The organism is Arthrobacter sp. E70 (assembly GCF_058266945.1).
The window spans coordinates 40689-58750 of record NZ_JBYQFR010000002.1; the positions used below are offsets into that span (position 1 = coordinate 40689).

16 protein-coding genes are annotated in these 18062 nt (G+C 65.5%); 15 read left to right on the forward strand and 1 reads right to left on the reverse strand.

The window, feature by feature from the left end:
- Positions 1-61: 61 nt before the first annotated feature.
- From arc to AC3IMC_RS02255, 15 genes are all read left to right on the forward strand, one after another.
- A complete protein-coding gene (gene arc / locus AC3IMC_RS02185) occupies positions 62-1813 on the forward strand; it encodes a proteasome ATPase (protein ID WP_490916814.1) in 1752 nt (583 codons plus the stop codon).
- Complete coding sequence (gene dop / locus AC3IMC_RS02190) at positions 1810-3483, forward strand: depupylase/deamidase Dop (protein ID WP_490916815.1); 1674 nt, start codon at positions 1810-1812, stop codon at positions 3481-3483. Before arc ends, dop begins: the two co-directional genes overlap by 4 nt.
- A gap of 85 nt (positions 3484-3568) precedes the next feature.
- On the forward strand, positions 3569-3772 hold the full coding sequence (locus tag AC3IMC_RS02195) for a ubiquitin-like protein Pup (protein ID WP_221385045.1): 204 nt from the start codon (positions 3569-3571) through the stop codon (positions 3770-3772).
- A gap of 80 nt (positions 3773-3852) precedes the next feature.
- Complete coding sequence (gene prcB, locus AC3IMC_RS02200) at positions 3853-4674, forward strand: proteasome subunit beta (protein ID WP_490916817.1); 822 nt, start codon at positions 3853-3855, stop codon at positions 4672-4674.
- Position 4675: 1 nt separating this feature from the next.
- A complete protein-coding gene (gene prcA, locus AC3IMC_RS02205; RefSeq protein WP_490916818.1) occupies positions 4676-5386 on the forward strand; it encodes a proteasome subunit alpha in 711 nt (236 codons plus the stop codon).
- Positions 5387-5394: 8 nt separating this feature from the next.
- A complete protein-coding gene (pafA, locus tag AC3IMC_RS02210) occupies positions 5395-6759 on the forward strand; it encodes a Pup--protein ligase (RefSeq protein WP_490916819.1) in 1365 nt (454 codons plus the stop codon).
- A 129-nt stretch (positions 6760-6888) separates the two neighbouring features.
- Complete coding sequence (locus tag AC3IMC_RS02215) at positions 6889-7854, forward strand: FKBP-type peptidyl-prolyl cis-trans isomerase (protein ID WP_490916821.1); 966 nt, start codon at positions 6889-6891, stop codon at positions 7852-7854.
- A gap of 65 nt (positions 7855-7919) precedes the next feature.
- Positions 7920-8315 carry an FKBP-type peptidyl-prolyl cis-trans isomerase gene (locus tag AC3IMC_RS02220; RefSeq protein WP_454486290.1) on the forward strand — a complete coding sequence of 132 codons (396 nt, stop codon included), beginning with the start codon at positions 7920-7922 and terminating at the stop codon, positions 8313-8315.
- Between the two features lie 99 nt (positions 8316-8414).
- Positions 8415-10400, forward strand: coding sequence for a helix-turn-helix transcriptional regulator (locus AC3IMC_RS02225; RefSeq protein ID WP_490916822.1), 1986 nt, complete (start codon positions 8415-8417; stop codon positions 10398-10400).
- 10 nt (positions 10401-10410) lie between these two features.
- Entirely contained in the window at positions 10411-10758 is a 348-nt protein-coding gene (locus tag AC3IMC_RS02230; protein WP_490916824.1) for a hypothetical protein, read from the forward strand.
- 32 nt (positions 10759-10790) lie between these two features.
- Positions 10791-11063 carry a Sec-independent protein translocase subunit TatA gene (gene tatA, locus AC3IMC_RS02235; RefSeq protein WP_045731378.1) on the forward strand — a complete coding sequence of 91 codons (273 nt, stop codon included), beginning with the start codon at positions 10791-10793 and terminating at the stop codon, positions 11061-11063.
- A gap of 48 nt (positions 11064-11111) precedes the next feature.
- Positions 11112-11906 carry a twin-arginine translocase subunit TatC gene (gene tatC, locus AC3IMC_RS02240; RefSeq protein ID WP_473697175.1) on the forward strand — a complete coding sequence of 265 codons (795 nt, stop codon included), beginning with the start codon at positions 11112-11114 and terminating at the stop codon, positions 11904-11906.
- Between the two features lie 20 nt (positions 11907-11926).
- Entirely contained in the window at positions 11927-14845 is a 2919-nt protein-coding gene (locus tag AC3IMC_RS02245; RefSeq protein ID WP_490916827.1) for a DEAD/DEAH box helicase, read from the forward strand.
- Positions 14846-14897: 52 nt separating this feature from the next.
- Entirely contained in the window at positions 14898-16553 is a 1656-nt protein-coding gene (locus tag AC3IMC_RS02250; RefSeq protein ID WP_490916829.1) for an amidohydrolase, read from the forward strand.
- A 92-nt stretch (positions 16554-16645) separates the two neighbouring features.
- Positions 16646-17386: a polyprenol monophosphomannose synthase gene (locus tag AC3IMC_RS02255; protein WP_490916831.1), complete on the forward strand. Its 741-nt coding sequence runs from the start codon at positions 16646-16648 to the stop codon at positions 17384-17386.
- Between the two features lie 97 nt (positions 17387-17483).
- Here AC3IMC_RS02255 and AC3IMC_RS02260 read toward each other — a convergent pair whose 3' ends face one another.
- Positions 17484-17831, reverse strand: coding sequence for an RNA polymerase-binding protein RbpA (locus tag AC3IMC_RS02260; protein ID WP_018761356.1), 348 nt, complete (start codon positions 17829-17831; stop codon positions 17484-17486).
- Between the last annotated feature and the right edge of the window lie 231 nt (positions 17832-18062).

Below are 18062 nucleotides of genomic sequence, written 5' to 3' on the forward strand. Positions count from 1 at the left end.
TCCCTACCCGCCTTCTTGGGACTAATGTCTTAAGAGAAGCGCAGGAAGGGGCTGATACATCATGGAGACACCAAACCAGGACTCCGGACGTACACCGGCAGAGCAGTCTGCCGCCAACGACCTCTCGGTTGCTGACCGCCAGGTCAACATACTTCGGGACAAGCTCAGGCACATCGACCGCCAGCTCGCAGCGGCAACGCAGAACAACTCGAAGCTGGTCAGCATGCTTGAGACTGCGAAGGCAGAGATCCTCCGCCTGAAGAACGCCCTCGACCAGGAAGGGCAGCCGCCCTACAGCTTCGGCACCATCCTCCAGATCAACCCGAAGCGGCAGCCCTCGCCGGGCAGCAGCGGCCAGGCTGCCACCGAGGAATCTGTGGACATCTTCAACGCGGGGCGGAAGATGCGTGTGGGCGTCAGCCCGCTGGTCAACATCAACCAGCTCGCAGTGGGGCAGGAAGTCCTCCTCAATGAGGCACTGCTGATCGTCGCCGGTCTCGGGTATGAACGCGCCGGCGAGCTGGCCACCCTGAAGGAGATGCTGGGACGCGACCGTGCCCTGGTGGTTGGCCGGGCCGACGAAGAGCGCGTGGTCCGGCTGTCCGGCGCCCTCCTGGCGGAAAAGCTCCGGGTGGGCGACGCCCTCTCGGTGGATTCGCGGACCGGCTACGCCCTGGAAAAAGTGCCGCGCTCCGAAGTGGAAAACCTGGTCCTCGAAGAAGTTCCGGACATCACCTACGAGGACATCGGGGGCCTGGGCCCGCAGATCGAACAGATCCGCGACGCCGTCGAGCTGCCGTTCCTGCACCCCGACCTGTACCGGGAGCACGGATTGAAGGCCCCCAAGGGCATCCTGCTGTACGGCCCTCCGGGCTGCGGCAAAACGCTCATCGCCAAGGCCGTGGCCAATTCCTTGGCCGCGCGGGCCGCCGAGCGCTCCGGAAACGTCGACCTGAAGAGCTACTTCCTGAACATCAAAGGACCGGAGCTCCTGGACAAGTACGTCGGCGAAACGGAGCGGCACATCCGCCTGATCTTCTCCCGTGCGCGGGAAAAGGCGTCCGATGGCAGCCCGGTGGTGGTGTTCTTTGACGAAATGGATTCGCTCTTCCGCACCCGCGGCACGGGCATCTCGTCCGACGTCGAAACCACGATCGTGCCCCAGCTCCTGAGTGAGATCGACGGCGTGGAGCGGCTCGACAACGTCATCGTCATCGGCGCCTCCAACCGTGAGGACATGATCGACCCCGCGATCCTGCGGCCCGGCCGCCTGGACGTGAAGGTCAAGATCCAGCGGCCCGATGCCGAAGCCGCCGCCGACATCTTCAACAAATACATCACCCCGGACCTGCCCTTCCACGAATCGGACCTGGCCGAACACAACGGGGACGTCCAGGCCACCGTGGATGCCATGGTGCAGCGCACCGTGGAGGCCATGTACTCCACGGACAAGTCCAACGAGTTCCTTGAGGTCACCTACGCCAACGGTGACACCGAGATGCTCTACTTCAAGGACTTCAACTCCGGTGCCGTGGTCCAGAACGTGGTGGACCGGGCCAAGAAGTACGCCATCAAGGACCTGTTGACCACCCGCCAAAAGGGGCTGCGAATCGAGCACCTGCTGCGCGCGGTGGTTGACGAGTTCCGCGAGCACGAGGACATGCCCAACACCACCAATCCCGACGACTGGGCACGCATCTCGGGCAAGAAGGGTGAGCGCATCACCTACATCCGCACCATCGTCCAGGGCAAGGCCGGGCAGGAGCCCGGCAAGTCGATTGAGACTATGCCCACTACGGGACAATATCTATGACCGGAGCACAGGGACCCGCCGCGGGGGAAAGACTCCCCGTCGGCGGGGCGATGCGGGTCATGGGGGCCGAGACCGAATACGGGATCCATGCCCCCTCCGCACCTTCCGCCAATGCCACCATGATGAGCGCCCGGGTAGTGCAGGCGTACGCCCAGGTCACCCGGCAGCGAGCCGCCGGCGGCGCGGAAACACGGTGGGACTACACGGATGAAGAGCCCCTGCATGATGCCCGCGGCTGGACGGTGGACCGCGGTGCCGCCCACCCCAGCCAGCTGACCGACCAGCCACCGGTGCTCGACGCCGAGGCGGTCGCCCTGGCGTACGGGCGCGAAGAACTCGAACTCGACGGGCAGGACGAATCAGGCACCCTCCTGATGAACATGGTCCTGGGCAACGGCGCACGGCTCTATGTCGATCATGCACATCCTGAATACTCCAGCCCGGAAGTGACCAATCCCCGGGACGCTGTGGCATGGGACGCTGCCGGCGACCTCGTGGCGTTGGCTGCCGTGCGCAGGCTGGCAGCGGATCCTGCCCTGCCTCCCGTGAACCTGTACAAGAACAACACTGACAACAAATCCGTGTCCTACGGGTCGCACGAAAACTACCTCATGCCCCGCTCTGTACCGTTCGGGGATATTGTGCGCGGGTTGACTCCATTCTTTGTCAGCCGCCAGGTCATCTGCGGGGCCGGCCGGGTGGGGATCGGGCAGGACAGTGGCATTCCGGGTTTCCAGATCAGCCAACGGGCTGACTTCTTCGAAGCCGAAGTGGGCCTGGAAACCACCATCCGCAGGCCCATCATCAACACCCGGGACGAGCCCCACTCCACCGCGGACAAATACCGGCGGCTGCACGTGATCATCGGCGACGCCAACCTCAGCCAGGTCTCCAACTACCTTAAGTTCGGGACCACAGCCCTGGTGCTCAGCCTCATCGAGGCGGGACTGGCACCCAGGATCGAAGTCCACGAACCGGTCACGGCCCTCAAAACGGTGAGCCACGATACCTCGCTGACAGCCAGGCTCCGGCTGGTCGACGGCAGGCGGGCGACCGCCCTGGACCTCCAATGGATGTACCACGAGGCAGCCGCCAAGCTTGCCCAGGACACCGGGGTGGGGGACGCAGTGGACGGGGACGGGCACACTCACGAGGTCCTGGAACGGTGGGCCACCGTCCTGACCCAGCTCGACAGTGACAGGGCGGCCGCAGCCTCCTCGGTCGAGTGGCTCGCCAAGCTGTCCCTGCTGGAGGGCTACCGGCAGCGCGACGGACTGGAATGGAGCGATGCCCGGTTGGGGCTGGTGGACCTCCAATGGGCCGATATCAGGCCCGAGAAAGGCCTGTATTACAGGCTTCTGGCCCGGGAACGGATGCAGAGGGTGGTGGCGGACTCCGCCATCGCCGCGGCAGTATCGGAACCGCCGGCAGATACCCGGGCGTTCTTCCGCGGCAAGTGCATCAGCAGCTTCGGCAAGGATGTGGTGGGCGCAAGCTGGGACTCCGTGATCTTCGACGTCCCGGGGTACGGACGGCTCCAGCGCGTGCCCACCCGGGAGCCGCTCAGGGGAACGAAAACCCTGACCGGAGCGTTGTTCGAGCGCTACCGGGAAGCGGGCCCGTTCCTCGGTGAGCTGCTGGGACACAACACCGCTCCGCCTGCGGCGTAAACCGCGCCGGACGGCCCGTCCCGTGGCAGGATGGGCATATCAGGGGATCCGCCGGATCCGCTGGAAGTAACAGGGAGGGATACCAATGGCAGGCCAGGAGCAGCAGCAGCCGCAGTCACGCGACAGCCAGGTCGACGACGACATTCCCGAGGCACCCCCGGCACCGCCCGAGGCGCAGGCCTCGGCCTCGACAGAAGGCGTGGACGACCTGCTCGACGAGATCGACGGCGTTCTGGAATCCAACGCCGAGGAGTTCGTCCGGGCATTCGTTCAAAAGGGCGGCCAGTAACCGGGACCGCAGGGTGGCGGAAGCCGCGGACGGCCGAAATCTGTACCGACGTTGAAGTACCACGTACAAGGAGTGCATGAGTGCAGGAATCAACCGCCAACCAGGTAGCCGCCAACGCCACCTCGTCCTTTACCGAACACCTGCAACGGGACCGGCCGGAGCTTTTGCCCTTCACCCGGTCCCTCCAGGGCGGCGCGTCAGGTGCCGCCCCGGTGCAGGTTCCGCACGCCACCACCATCGTCGCCATGGGTTACGACGGCGGTGTCCTGATGGCGGGGGACCGGCGGGCCACCATGGGGAATGTCATCGCCAGCAGGCACATCGAGAAGGTCTTTCCTGCTGACCGCTTCTCGGTGCTGGGCATCGCCGGAACAGCCGGCATAGCCATCGACCTGACCCGGCTGTTCCAGGTTGAACTCGAGCACTACGAAAAAATCGAAGGAACCCAGCTCAGTCTCGAAGGCAAGGCCAACCGGCTGGGCGCCATGATCCGTGGCAACCTTCCCATGGCGCTGCAGGGCCTTGCGGTGGTCCCGCTCTTCGCGGGGTTCGACACCAGCGCCGGTGTCGGCCGGCTGTTTTCCTACGACGTCACCGGCGGCCGGTACGAGGAACACGAACACCACACCGTCGGATCCGGCTCCGTCTTCGCCAGAGGGGCCCTGAAGAAGCTCTGGCGTCCAAACCTTAGTGCCGCGGAGGCACTGTCTGTCGCGGTGGAAGCCCTGTACGACGCCGCCGACGACGATTCCGCCACCGGCGGCCCTGACACCGTGCGGCAGCTGTGGCCGGTTGTCTTTACTGTTGACAGCACTGGCGCCCGGCGGGTTCCCGACGTTGAACTGGCAGCTGCTTCAAGAAATGTCATCGAAGCCCGAACCATCGCCGGACGGGAGGCCTGAGATGACCCAGCAGTTCTATGTTTCGCCCGAACAATTAATGAAGGACCGCGCGGATTTCGCGCGGAAGGGCATCGCCCGCGGCAGGTCGGTGGTGGTCATCAGCTGCGCGGACGGCATCGCGCTCGTGGCGGAGAACCCCTCACCGTCGCTGCACAAGATCGGGGAGATCTACGACAAGATTGCCTTCGCGGCCGTGGGTAAGTACAACGAATTCGAAAGCCTGCGGCAGGCAGGCGTGCGCTATGCGGATGTCCGCGGATACTCCTACGACCGTGAGGACGTCACTGCACGGGGACTGGCAAGCGTCTACGCGCAGAGCCTCGGCGCGGTTTTCACCGCGGAGCAGAAACCCTTTGAGGTGGAACTTGCAGTTGCCGAAGTTGGCCCCTCCCAGGCTGAGGACCACTTGTACCGGCTGACGTTTGACGGGTCCATTGCCGACGAACACAGTTTCGTCGTGATGGGCGGGCAGGCGGAGAGGGTGTCATCGGCCATCGAGGCAGGGTGGCAGGCCTCGCTCGGCTTCGCCGACGCTGTCCGGCTGGCGCTGAAGGGTCTCACTCCGGTCCAGGAGGGAGACCAGCCAGCCACGACGTTGCCGCCCAGCGCTCTCGAGGTGGCGGTCCTGGACCGGCTTTCCGAAAGCTCGCGCGGCTCCCGGCGGGCCTTCCGCAGGCTCAACGCTGCGGACATCACAGCACTGCTGGCCTAGGAGGACCAATGGACAAGAGAATCTTCGGCATCGAAACCGAATTCGGGATCTCATACTCGAGCCCCGACTCCAGGCCTCTTGCTCCTGAGGAGGTGGCCCGGTACCTCTTCCGCAAGGTTGTCAGCTGGGGACGTTCGTCCAATGTCTTCCTCACCAACGGCTCCCGGCTGTACCTGGACGTTGGGTCCCATCCCGAGTACGCCACCGCTGAATGTGACGACCTCGCCCAGCTGATCGCCCATGACCGTGCCGGCGAACTCATCCTCGATGACCTGGTGGACGAGGCCCAGGCGCGGCTGGCCGCGGAGGGGTTCAACGGGACCGTGTACCTCTTCAAGAACAACACCGACTCGGCCGGCAACTCGTACGGCAGCCACGAGAACTACCTGATCCCGCGGCGCGGCGAGTTTTCCCGGCTGGCCGAGATCCTCATCCCGTTCCTGGTGACCCGCCAGCTCATCGCCGGGGCAGGGAAAATCCTGAAGACTCCCCACGGCGCCACCTACGCCTTCTCCCAGCGCGCCGACCACATCTGGGAGGGTGTTTCCTCAGCCACCACACGGTCCCGCCCCATTATCAACACCAGGGATGAGCCGCACGCCGACGCAGAGTTCTACCGGCGGCTGCATGTCATCGTGGGCGACTCCAACATGTCCGAAGCGACCGCCCTGATGAAGGTCGGAACCGTGGACCTGGTCCTGCGCATGATCGAAGCCGGCGTCATCATGCGCGACATGCGGATGGAGAACCCGATCCGCAGCATCCGTGAAATCTCCCATGACCTCAGCGGCCGGGCGCTGGTCCGCCTGGCGAACGGACGCCAGCTGACCGCGCTGGAAATCCAGCAGGAATACCTCACGAAGGTCACCGCCTTCATTAAGGAACACGGCGCCCACAACCCGCACGTCCCGCTGATCCTCGATCTCTGGGAACGCACGCTGCATGCAATCGAAAGCGGCGATACCAAGGCCATCGATACCGAGATCGACTGGGCCATCAAAAAGAAGCTCATGGACAACTACCGGGAGCGCCACAACCTGAACCTTGATGCGCCACGCGTCGCCCAACTCGATCTGACCTACCACGACATCTCCCGCAGCCGGGGCCTTTTCTACCTGCTGCAGTCCCGCGGCGCGGTGCGCCGGATCGTGGATGACACCGTCATTAAGAGCGCGGTGGACGCCCCGCCGCAGACAACGCGGGCGAAGCTCCGCGGTGACTTTGTCCGCCGTGCCCAGGAACTGGGGCGTGACTACACGGTGGACTGGGTGCACCTGAAGCTCAACGACCGGGCCCACCAGACCATCCTCTGCAAGGACCCGTTCCGCAGTGTCGATGAGCGCGTCGACGCGCTCCTCGACTCCATGGGCTGAGCGGCTCCGGGCTGGCGTCCAGCTTGAGGGTCTATTCTGGATAAGGTCCTTTTTCCGGGGACCTGCCACGATGCTGTCCGCTGCCAGGCGGGACGTCGTATCCACCCTGCCCCAACGAAAGTTTCTTACGTGCGCCGACTACTAGCAATCCTTCTTCCCGGCCTGCTGCTGCTCACCGCCTGTGGAGGCCAGAGCTCCCAGCCGGAGCCCACCAGCCAGTCCGCCGGGGAGACTGCAAAGTTCGACTCCCTCAAACTGACCGACAATGGGGACAAAAAGGCCCCGGGCGTGGAATTCGAAAAGCCCTTGACTGTCACCGAACCGACCATCAAGGTGGTTTCCCAAGGCAGCGGCGACACCGTCAAGGCGAACCAGGTTGCCAAGATTTCGATCCTGGCCCTGAACGGTTCCGACGGCTCCCAGCTCGAAGACACTTTCCCCAACGAACCCGAATCGCTTGAGCTGAACGATGAGCTCAAGACCTCCAGCGCGGTCATCTACAACGCCTTCGTGGGCGCGAAGGTCGGGTCCAGCCTGGCACTGGCCGTTCCCGGGCAGCAGAGTGCGCCCGCCAGCGCTGCCCCGTCCGATGCCGCCACCCCGAGTCCCAGCGCAGCAGCCGAGCCCTCCCAGCTGCTGATTATCAAGGTACTGTCCGCCGCGGATGCCACACCTGTCCTCGACAAGCCGCAGGGCGAGACGGTCACCCCGCCGGCGGGACTTCCCGCCGTGACGGAAAAGGACGGTGTCCCGGAAATCAACGTCCAGGGCGCCGCAGCCCCCACCGCACTGGTATCCCAGGACCTGATCAAGGGCACCGGTGCAACGGTGAAGGAGTCCGATACCCTGACAGTCAACTACGTGGGTGTCAACCTCGACGGCGGCACCAAGTTCGACTCGAGCTTTGACCGGGGCCAGCCGGCAACGTTCCCCCTCACCGGTGTCATCAAGGGCTGGACGCAGGGCCTGGCCGGCAAGACGGTAGGCTCACGCGTCCTGCTGGTCATCCCGAAGGACCTGGCCTACGGCGACGCCGGCCAAGGCGAAGCCAAGGGCGACCTGGTGTTCGTAGTGGACATCCTCGGGGTCAAGTAGCAAGACTTACAACAGATGCCGCATTACCGCGCGGCACCCTTCAGCACAGACACAGAGGAGAAAGCATGTCGTTTGGACAGCGGGAATTCGACCGCCAGAAGCCCGAAATCGATTTTCCGGAAGGCGACGTCCCCACGGAACTGGTCATCACCGACCTTATTGAGGGCGAAGGCCGCGAAGCCAAGGCGGGGGACACCGTCTCCACCCACTACGTCGGCGTCGCTTGGTCCACGGGCGAAGAGTTTGACGCTTCCTGGGGCCGCGGTGCACCGCTGGACTTCCGCGTCGGCGTCGGGCAGGTCATCCAGGGCTGGGACCAGGGACTGCTGGGCATGAAGGTGGGCGGCCGCCGCCGCCTCGAGATCCCCTCCGAGCTGGCCTACGGCTCCCGTGGCGCCGGCGGGGCAATCGCCCCCAACGAGGCCCTGATCTTCGTTGTGGACCTCGTCGGCATCCGCTGACCACTTCCATCAGCAGCACCAGGCGCGGCAGCACCGGGAACCATCCCGGTGCTGCCGCGCTTTCTACGTTCACCCGGGGAGTTTAGTAACGTAGCCAACGTGTCCGTACCCCGCACTGAACGACTCCTGAACTTGCTGATTGCGTTGCTGAACACCCGTTACGGGCTCCGCCGCAGTGAACTGCGCGAAAAGGTCTACCACGACACTTCGGGCAACGATGTGGCCTTCGGGCGCATGTTCGAACGGGACAAGAACGACCTGCGGGACATGGGATTCGAGGTTGAAACGTTGACGGACCTCGGTTGGAGCGAAGACGATCCCGCCACCACCCGCTACCGGATCGGCAAGGAATCCAACCGGCTCCCGGACGTCCAGCTCGGACCCGAGGAATGGACCGTACTGCTGCTGGCCGCCCAGCTCTGGGAACGGGCCGCGCTGGGAACGGCAGCCCGCAGCGCAGTGCGGAAACTTCAGGCGTCGAGCCGCCTCGCGGACGTCGAGCTACCGGCCGGTGTGCAGCCCCGGATCAAGCCTGCCGGACAGGCTTTCGACGACATCGTCGCCGCCATGCACGCCAGGCATCCGGTCACCTTCACGTACCTTGCCGGCAGTACCGGGAAGGAAGAACCGCGCACCGTCGAGCCCTGGGGGCTCGGCAGCCGCTTCGGACAGTGGTACCTGGTGGGCCACGACCGCGGACGGAACGCGGTCCGCTATTTCCGGCTTTCCCGGATGACGAGCGCCGTCACCACCCTGCCCAGGGAACGCTACTCGCCGCCAGCGGGCTTCAATATCCGCGAGGAACTGGACCGGCTTCCCGAATTGCCGCTCCGCACCGCCGTCGTGGACGTCAAGGCAGGGCGCCTGCTGGCACTTCGCGGCCGGGCAGTGGATGCCCTGCCGGGTGCGGCGCTTGGCGGTCCCGCCGAGGGCTATGACCGGCTCAGCCTGGAGTACCGCGATCCTGAGGTGCTGGCGGAGGAACTGGCGTCCTACGGGCCCGACGCCGTGGCCGTCGCCCCTGCCGAACTCACCGGCGCGGTCCGGCGCCGGCTGCGCTCTGCGGCCGACTTCAGCGCGTCACCCGTACCCGACTATGCGTTTACCGGTACCCGCCCGCGGACGGCCGCCAAGGGCACCTCCGAGGACCAGCTCAGGCGCATGCTCCAACTGGTCCCCTTCCTGGTGCACAACCAGGGCCTTCACATCCAGGAGGTGGCCACGCACTTCGGTGTCAGCAGGGACCAGCTGGAAGCGGACCTTCGCATCCTGATCTGCACCGGCTTGCCTGAGGGCTATCCCGATGACCTGCTGGACATCCAGTGGGAGGACGACCATGTCTTCATCACCCAGGACCTGGACCTAAAGAAGCCTGTCCGGTTCACCGTCGAGGAAGCCTGCGCCCTCCTGACCGGACTCGAAACCCTCAACGGCCTCCCGGACCTTCCCGGCGGCGGCGCCTTGCAATCCGTCACGCTGAAACTGCTGGCAGCGGCAGGCGAAGAGGGCCTCCGCGCCGCTTCCCTTGCAGGGCCCCAGGTGGCACCCGCCGACGCCGCCACCCATGCCACCGTACGCCGGGCCATCGAATCACGTTCGCAGCTCCATCTCACGTACCTCTCGCCCCAGCGTGACGCAGTCACCGAGCGCGACGTGGATCCCTTGCGGCTCTATTCGCTGGACAACACCTGGTATTTCGAAGCATGGTGCCACCGGGTGGACGGGCTGCGGAACTTCCGCCTGGACCGGATACAGGACGTGCACCCTAACGGCGCGCCCAGCACGTCGGTGTACCCGCCTGCCGGGGGCGTGCCTGCCAAGCTTTTCACCGCGAACGACGACGACACGACCGTCACGCTTCAGCTCACCCGCCAGGGGCGCGGGCTTGCGGACGACTATTACGCCGAGCGCACCGCGGAACTTCCCGACGGCGGCCTGGTAGCCGACATTCGGTTCGGCAACACCGCCTGGCTGCCAATGTTCGTGGCCCAGCACGGCGGCGCGGCAAGGATCCTGGCACCCGCCGACCTGGCACAGGCCGCGCAGGACTGGCTCGCGGCCTCGCTGGCGCTGTACGGCGGATAGACTTTCGAGCATGCCTTGGTGGTCCTGGATCCTGATATGGGTGGCGCTTGTTGCGCTGTCGCTGCTGTTCTATGTCTTGTTGGGCATCCGCCTGTTCCGCCAGTTCATGGCCACCGTCAAGGACCTGGGCGAGGCCGGCAGCAAACTCGGCAGGCTCGGTCCCGTGGACCAGCAGCCGGAGCCCGACGACGGAAAACAGGCCGTGCCCGGCTCCGCTGTTTTTGCCTCACCCGCACTCATGCGACATGATTACGAGGCATCCAGATCCAAGAGGCGCGAAGAACGCCGCCGCCGGCGGGTTCAGCGCAAAAAGGACCGGGGCCAGCCACAGGCACTCGGAGATCTCGACTTCACATAGAAGTAGGATGTATTTAGAGGAAAGGATTTCCCGTGGGAAGACTCTTTGATGGCCCTTGGCCCATCGTCATTATTATCGTTGTTGCTTTGCTTCTCTTTGCAGCGCCCAAGCTCCCGGCCATGGCCCGCAGCCTCGGACAGTCCATGCGGATCATCAAGTCCGAGGTCAAGGAAATGAAGAACGACGGCAAGACCGAATCCACCGATGCCAGCGGCCCGGTGGAAGGCACCATCGTGAACCACCCCAAGGCGAAGCCAGGTGAGCCGACAGACGGCACCGACGTTCCGCCGTCGAACCGCGCCTGACCTCCAGTGGCACTGTCGCGGTCCCGTAAAGCCAATCCCGAGGGGCGGATGTCCCTTTGGGAGCACCTCAAGGAGCTGAAGAACCGGCTTATCAAGTCGGCAATCGGCGTCGTCATTGGCGGCATTGGGGGCTGGATTCTTTACGACCCGCTGCTGAAGGCACTGGCCGAACCGGTCAACCGGATCTCGGATGAGACCGGAGGCCTCGCGGCCATCAACTTCGGCACCATCGCATCGCCGTTCGACTTCAAGCTCCAGATGTCGCTGCTCATCGGGGCAGTCATCTCCAGCCCCATCTGGATCTACCAGCTCTGGGCGTTTATCACCCCGGGGCTGACGTCCAAGGAACGGCGCTACACCCTGGGCTACATGGCGGCGGCCATCCCGCTGTTCCTGGCCGGAATCTGGGTGGGCTGGCAAGTGGTACCGCAGGTAGTTCACGCACTGACCCAGTTCACGCCGGAGGGCTCCTCCAGCGTCATCGACGCGCGCACGTACATTGAATTCGTGACCCGGATGGTGCTCGTCCTCGGCATCGCGTTCCTGGTCCCGGTGGTGCTGGTGGGCGTCAACATGGCAGGACTGGTCTCCGGCCGCACCATCCTCAAGGCCTGGCGCATCACTGTTTTCCTTGTGTTCGTCCTGGCGGCCATCGCCGCGCCGGGCGCGGACGCCATTTCCATGTTCATGCTGGCCGGTCCGCTCCTCGTGCTGTTCTTTGCTGCGATTGGCATCTGCATCATGAACGACAAACGCCGCGCGCGCCGCCAGTCCCGGCAGGCCGAGGAGACCGAGGCCACGGCCGATATCGCCACCCCGAGCAGTGAGCTAAAGAACCTCTAGGCTGCCGTTAGGCTAGGACTATGTCCTCCACCTCCGGGCCGGCCTCCTCCGGGCCCACCGATCCCGAAGAGCTGTCACCTGCTGAACGGTACCGGGCCAGCGCCGAGCGCAGGGCCGAGGCAGCCACCTATCTTGGGTCGTTCACCCGGACCCTCGATTTCGAACTTGACGACTTCCAGCGGCAGGCATGCCGCTCGCTGCAGGACGGCAGGGGAGTCCTGGTCGCTGCCCCCACCGGCGCAGGCAAGACCATCGTGGGGGAGTTCGCCATCTACCTGGCCCTGCAGCGGGGCCTGAAGGCTTTCTACACCACCCCCATCAAGGCACTGAGCAACCAGAAGTTCACTGAACTCACCGCCAAGTACGGGGCAGACAACGTCGGCCTGCTGACCGGGGACACCAGCATCAACGGGGACGCGCAGGTGGTGGTCATGACCACCGAGGTCCTGCGGAACATGCTCTACGCAGACTCGGCCACCCTGGATGACCTGGGCTACGTGGTCATGGACGAGGTGCACTACCTCGCCGACCGTTTCCGCGGCGCCGTCTGGGAAGAGGTCATCATCCACCTGCCCAGCGAAGTGCAGGTGGCCTCGCTGAGCGCCACTGTTTCGAACGCTGAGGAATTCGGCGCCTGGCTGGACACCGTTCGCGGGGATACGGACATCATCGTGTCCGAGCACCGGCCCGTGCCGCTGTGGCAGCACGTCATGGTGGGCCGCCAGATCATGGATCTCTTCGCCGGCGAAACCACGTTCGACGAGATCGCCCCGCCGGTGGAACCCGGTGACTCCGACTCCGAGCGCACCACCACGCAGCGGGGAACCTCCAAGGGCCGCGGTTTCGACGTCAACCCGGACCTGCTCGCGGTAGCTCGCAGCGAAAGCCAGCAAGGTTATCGCAGCAGCCCGGCCGGCCGGGGCCAGCGGGGGCGGCGCGGAAACGACCGTCCGGGCCGCGGGGCAGAACCCACGGGTGTCCGCCGGGCAAGCCGTCCGCAGGTGATCGCCAGCCTGGACCGCATGGACCTGCTGCCCGCCATCACCTTTATTTTTTCCCGCGCCGGGTGCGAGGCGGCCGTGGCCCAGTGCGTGTCATCCGGGCTGTGGCTCACCACTGAGAAAGAGCAGCGCATCATCGCCCAACGGGTTGATGAAGCGGGACAGGACATTCCGCCGGACGATCTCGACGTCCTGGGTTTCTGGACCTGGCGGGACGGTCTCTTGCGCGGCTTCGCCGCCCACCACGCCGGAATGCTGCCCACCTTCAAGGAAGTGGTGGAAAAGTTGTTCGCCGACGGCCTGGTCAAGGCTGTCTTCGCGACGGAGACGCTGGCACTGGGCGTCAACATGCCCGCCCGTTCAGTGGTGCTGGAGAAACTGGACAAGTTCAACGGCGAAGCCCACGTGGACATCACCGCGGGGGAGTACACGCAGCTCACCGGCCGTGCCGGCCGGCGCGGCATCGATATCGAGGGCCATGCCGTGGTGTTGTGGCAGCCCGGCACGGACCCGACGGCGGTCGCCGGCCTGGCGTCCCGGCGTACCTATCCCTTGAACTCGAGCTTCCGTCCCACCTACAACATGAGCATTAACCTGCTCGCCCAGTTCGGCCGGGCCAGGGCACGGGAGATCCTGGAATCCTCCTTCGCGCAATTTCAGGCCGACCGTTCCGTGGTAGGCCTGGCACGGCAGGTCCGGAGCAGGGAAGAGTCGCTGGCCGGTTACGCAAAATCCATGACCTGCCACCTGGGCGACTTCACCGAGTACGCCCGACTGCGCCGGGAGCTTTCCGACGCCGAGAACGCAACATCGCGCACCAAGTCCCGCATGCAGAAGTCCCTCTCCGATGACTCCCTGGCGCGCCTGCTGCCCGGCGACGTGGTGAATGTCCCTGCCGGACGCGCCCCGGGGCCCGCCGTCGTCCTAAGTTCGGACCATGGCAGCCGTGAACCGCGGCCCGCCGTCCTCACGCTCGACAGCCAGCTCCGCAGGATCGGCATTGACGATCTTGAGGGCCCCATCGCCCCCGTGACGCGGATCCGGATCCCCAAGTCCTTCAACGCCAAGGTGCCCAAGTCACGGCGGGACCTCGCCTCCTCGGTGCGTAATGCCTTGCGTGAGAACCGGCCGCCGGCACCGGGCCAGAACCGAAACCAGGATTTCGGCCGTGGCGCGGCGCTCCCCAACCAGGAAAAGCGCATCGCGGACCTTCGCCGGGCCCTGCGCTCCCATCCCTGCCACGGCTGCAGCGAACGCGAAGACCACGCGCGCTGGTCCGAGCGGTGGTGGAAGCTGCGGCGGGAAACCGATGGCCTGGTCCGCCAGATCCAAGGACGGACCAACACCATCGCCAAGACCTTTGACCGGGTGTGCGACGTCCTGTCCGCGTACGGCTACCTCGAGGACGCGGACGACGGCGGTCTGCGCATCAGCCGCGACGGGCAGCGGCTGCGCCGGATCTACGGTGAGAAGGACCTGTTGATCTCCCAGGCCTTGCGGCTGGGTGCCTTCGACGACCTCGACGCCGCCGAGGTTGCTGCCCTGGCCAGCGCGCTGGTCTACCAGGCCAAACGCGAAGACCGGGGGCTCCGGCCACGCATGCCCAGTGTCTCCCTCGAAACCGCTGTGGACATCGTGGTCAGGGAGTGGTCCGTCCTGGAGGACGTGGAGGAGGAGAACAAGCTCCCGCTCACGGGCGAACCGGAGCTGGGCCTCGTCTGGCCAATCTACAAATGGGCGCGGGGGCGCCACCTCCAGGATGTCCTCAGCGGAACAGACCTCGCAGCCGGGGACTTCGTCCGCTGGGTCAAGCAGGTAGTGGACCTGCTTGACCAGTTGGCCAAGATCCCAGGACTGGATCCGCGCCTGGCCCGGCTGTGCGCCGAGGCCATCTCCTTGATCCGCCGCGGCGTCGTGGCCTATTCCTCCGTCCTCTGATTCGTCAATGCCGGCCCCGGCCGGCCCGTTCCACCCCAGGAGCCTGCCCAGCATGACCCTTCCCGATGGCCTGCCCATGTCCCGCCCCAAGCCCGTGCTGTACCGCAACGGGTCCGTTTATACCGCCGCTGACCCCTTCGCCACCGCCGTCCTCATCGACGGTGACACCGTGGCCTGGGTCGGATCCGAGCAGGCCGCGTCCTCCATTGCGGACGGCTCCATGGAGGTCATCGACTTGCGGGGCGCTTTGGTCACACCGGGCTTTGTGGACTCCCACACGCACCTGACCGAAACCGGGATCGCCCTGGAGTCACTGCAGCTGGGGGAGGTGGGGTCGGCACGGGGGCTGCTCGACGCCGTGGCATCAGCACCCGGCGACGGTCCCGTCCTGGGCCACGGCTGGGATGAAACAACGTGGGATGACGCCACGCTGCCCACCGCCGAGGAACTGGAACGGGCCTCGGGAGGCAGGCAGGTCTATCTGTCACGGGCGGATGTGCATTCGGCGTTGGTTTCGGCGTCACTGGCGCAGGCGGCTGACCTGCGCGGCAAGGACGGGTACGACGGCGGCGGGCAGGTGACGCGGGCAGCCCACACGGCTGCGCGGCTGGCCACGCGGCGGTTGCCGCAGGAGACGCTGCGGCGTCACCAGGCCCGTGCCCTGGCCGAGGCGTCCGCCAACGGATACGTTGCCCTGGCCGAGATGGGTGCGCCCCACATCGGCGGCGCAGACGACCTGCGGCTGGCGGCCGGCTGGAATACGGACGGTGCCGGGTCACAGCCGTATCCCGAAGTCTTGCCGTATTGGGGGGAACTGGTGGCCTCCGAGGAACAGGCCCGCGGCCTCGTCGACCAGTTCGGCTTCGGAATCCGGGGCCTCGCCGGAGACCTGACCATCGACGGATCCCTTGGATCCCGCACTGCTGCCCTCCGCGAAGTATACGAAGACGCGCCAGGGGGGCGGGGCAGCCTGTACTTGGACGTGGAACAGGCTGCCGCGCACCTTGCCGCTTGTTCCCTCGCAGGCATCCAGGGCGGGTTCCACGTCATCGGCGATGCAGGCCTGGACGTTGCGCTGGCAGCCCTGGACCGTGCCGCGCAGGAAGTGGGCGAGCAGCGGGTGCGTGCAGCAGGCCACCGCCTCGAACATGTCGAGATGGTCGATGCCGCCGCGATAGAGAAGCTGGCCCGCTATTCGGTCACAGTCAGCGCGCAGCCTGCGTTTGATGCGGCCTGGGGCGGCCCCGGCGGCCTGTACGAACGAAGGCTGGGGGACCGAAGCAGGGCCATGAACCCGTTCGCCGCTCTTTACGCCGCCGGAGTTCCGGTCTGTTTCGGAAGCGATAGTCCAGTGACCCCGCTCCGCCCCTGGGCCAGCGTCCGGGCCTGCCTGGAACACCACAACACCGATGAACGGATCTCCGCGCGCGCAGCATTCCTGGGCCACACCCGGGCCGGATGGCGTGCAGCCCGCCACTCCAATCCCATGGCAGGCCAGCTGGTGCCCGGCGCTCCGGCAAGCTTTGCGGTGTGGGAAGTCGAGGAACTGATGGTCCAGGTGGCCGATGGCCGGGTGCAGTCGTGGAGCACCGATCCGCGGGCCAGGACGCCGCTGCTGCCCGCACTGGACACGGGCGCGGACCCCGTCTGCCTGCAGACGGTCAGGAACGGCATCGAACTGTTCGCCAGCCCGGCTCTGCGAGCCTGACCCAGCAACCCGTCCTATAATGGGGAGTTGCGCCCGCCGCCGACCAGCTCGGCACCCGGTGCTCCGACCACTTCCCCCAGGAAAGGCCCTTTGTGCGCGTCCTTACGATCATTCCCACCTACAACGAACTTGAATCGCTGCCCAAGACGCTCCAGCGGCTGCGGACGGCTGTTCCGGCGTCGGACGTCCTGGTGGTCGATGACAACAGCCCGGACGGCACTGGCAAACTTGCCGACGGCATCGCCGCCGAGGACTCACAGGTCCATGTACTGCACCGCAAGGGCAAGGAAGGGTTGGGCGCGGCCTACATCGCCGGCTTCAAATGGGGCCTTGAGGCGGGCTACGACGTTCTGGTGGAGATGGACGCCGACGGCTCCCACAAGCCTGAACAACTGCCGCAACTGCTGGAAGCCGTGGATCAGGGCGCAGACCTGGCGATGGGGTCGCGCTGGGTTCCCGGCGGCAGCGTGGTCAACTGGCCGCTGTACCGGCAGGCGATTTCCCGGGTGGGAAGCACCTACGCCCGCCTGATGCTCGGACTGAAGATCAAGGACGTCACCGGCGGCTACCGCGCCTTCCGCCGGACCACCCTGGAGAAGCTCAACCTGGACCAGGTGGACTCGGTGGGCTACGGCTTCCAGGTGGATCTGGCCTGGCGCGTGGCCAAATTGGGCCTGCGCATCGAGGAACGGCCCATCACCTTCGTCGAACGCGAGCTGGGTGCTTCCAAGATGAGCGGCAACATCGTGGTCGAAGCCATGGTTAACGTGACCAGGTGGGGACTCGCGGCGCGCTGGAACGCGCTGGCCGGAAAGTTCAAGTCCCGGCCATAGTTCCTGGCGGCGTCCGGCAACCAGACAAGAAGCGGCACAAGAAAAGGGGGCTTCCCGCACTACGGTGCGGGAAGCCCCCTTTCCTGTAACTCTGGCCCTAGGCCGAGCGGCGTTCACCGCGGCGTTCACGCAGAATGGTCAGCCGGTCCTCGAGAATCTGTTCCAGCTCGGGCAGGGAGCGGCGCTCCAGCAGCATGTCCCAGTGCGTGCGAACAGCCTTGTCATTGCTGGTGTCAGGCTTTTCGCCGTCCACCAGGAGCGCTTCCTTGCCAGTCTTGGACACCCAAACCGGAGGAATTTCGGCCTCGGAGGAGAACGTGACGAAGACCTGCTCTCCGTCCTCGCAACGGTACTCGACGCGCTGGCGCGGAGCCGGCTCAACTCCGGATTCGGTCTCCATGCTCTGCGCACCAAGGCGCATGCCCCGCAGGCTGCGATCGCTCATGATTTCTCCCTCTGTTCGGTTCGCGGATCAAAACCCCGCGCAAGCCGGCAGTGACCACGCATTGCCGGACTACTGTGTGCACTGTGCTGCATCATAGGATTCAACGCATTGCGAAGCTTGGTTGTTCCAGCTGGTATTCCCTGCCGGACAAATACCCAATTATACGGGCGTCATATCATCTGGACCAAAACAGCGAGGGATCCGCGGTAACTGCGGATCCCTCGCGTACCC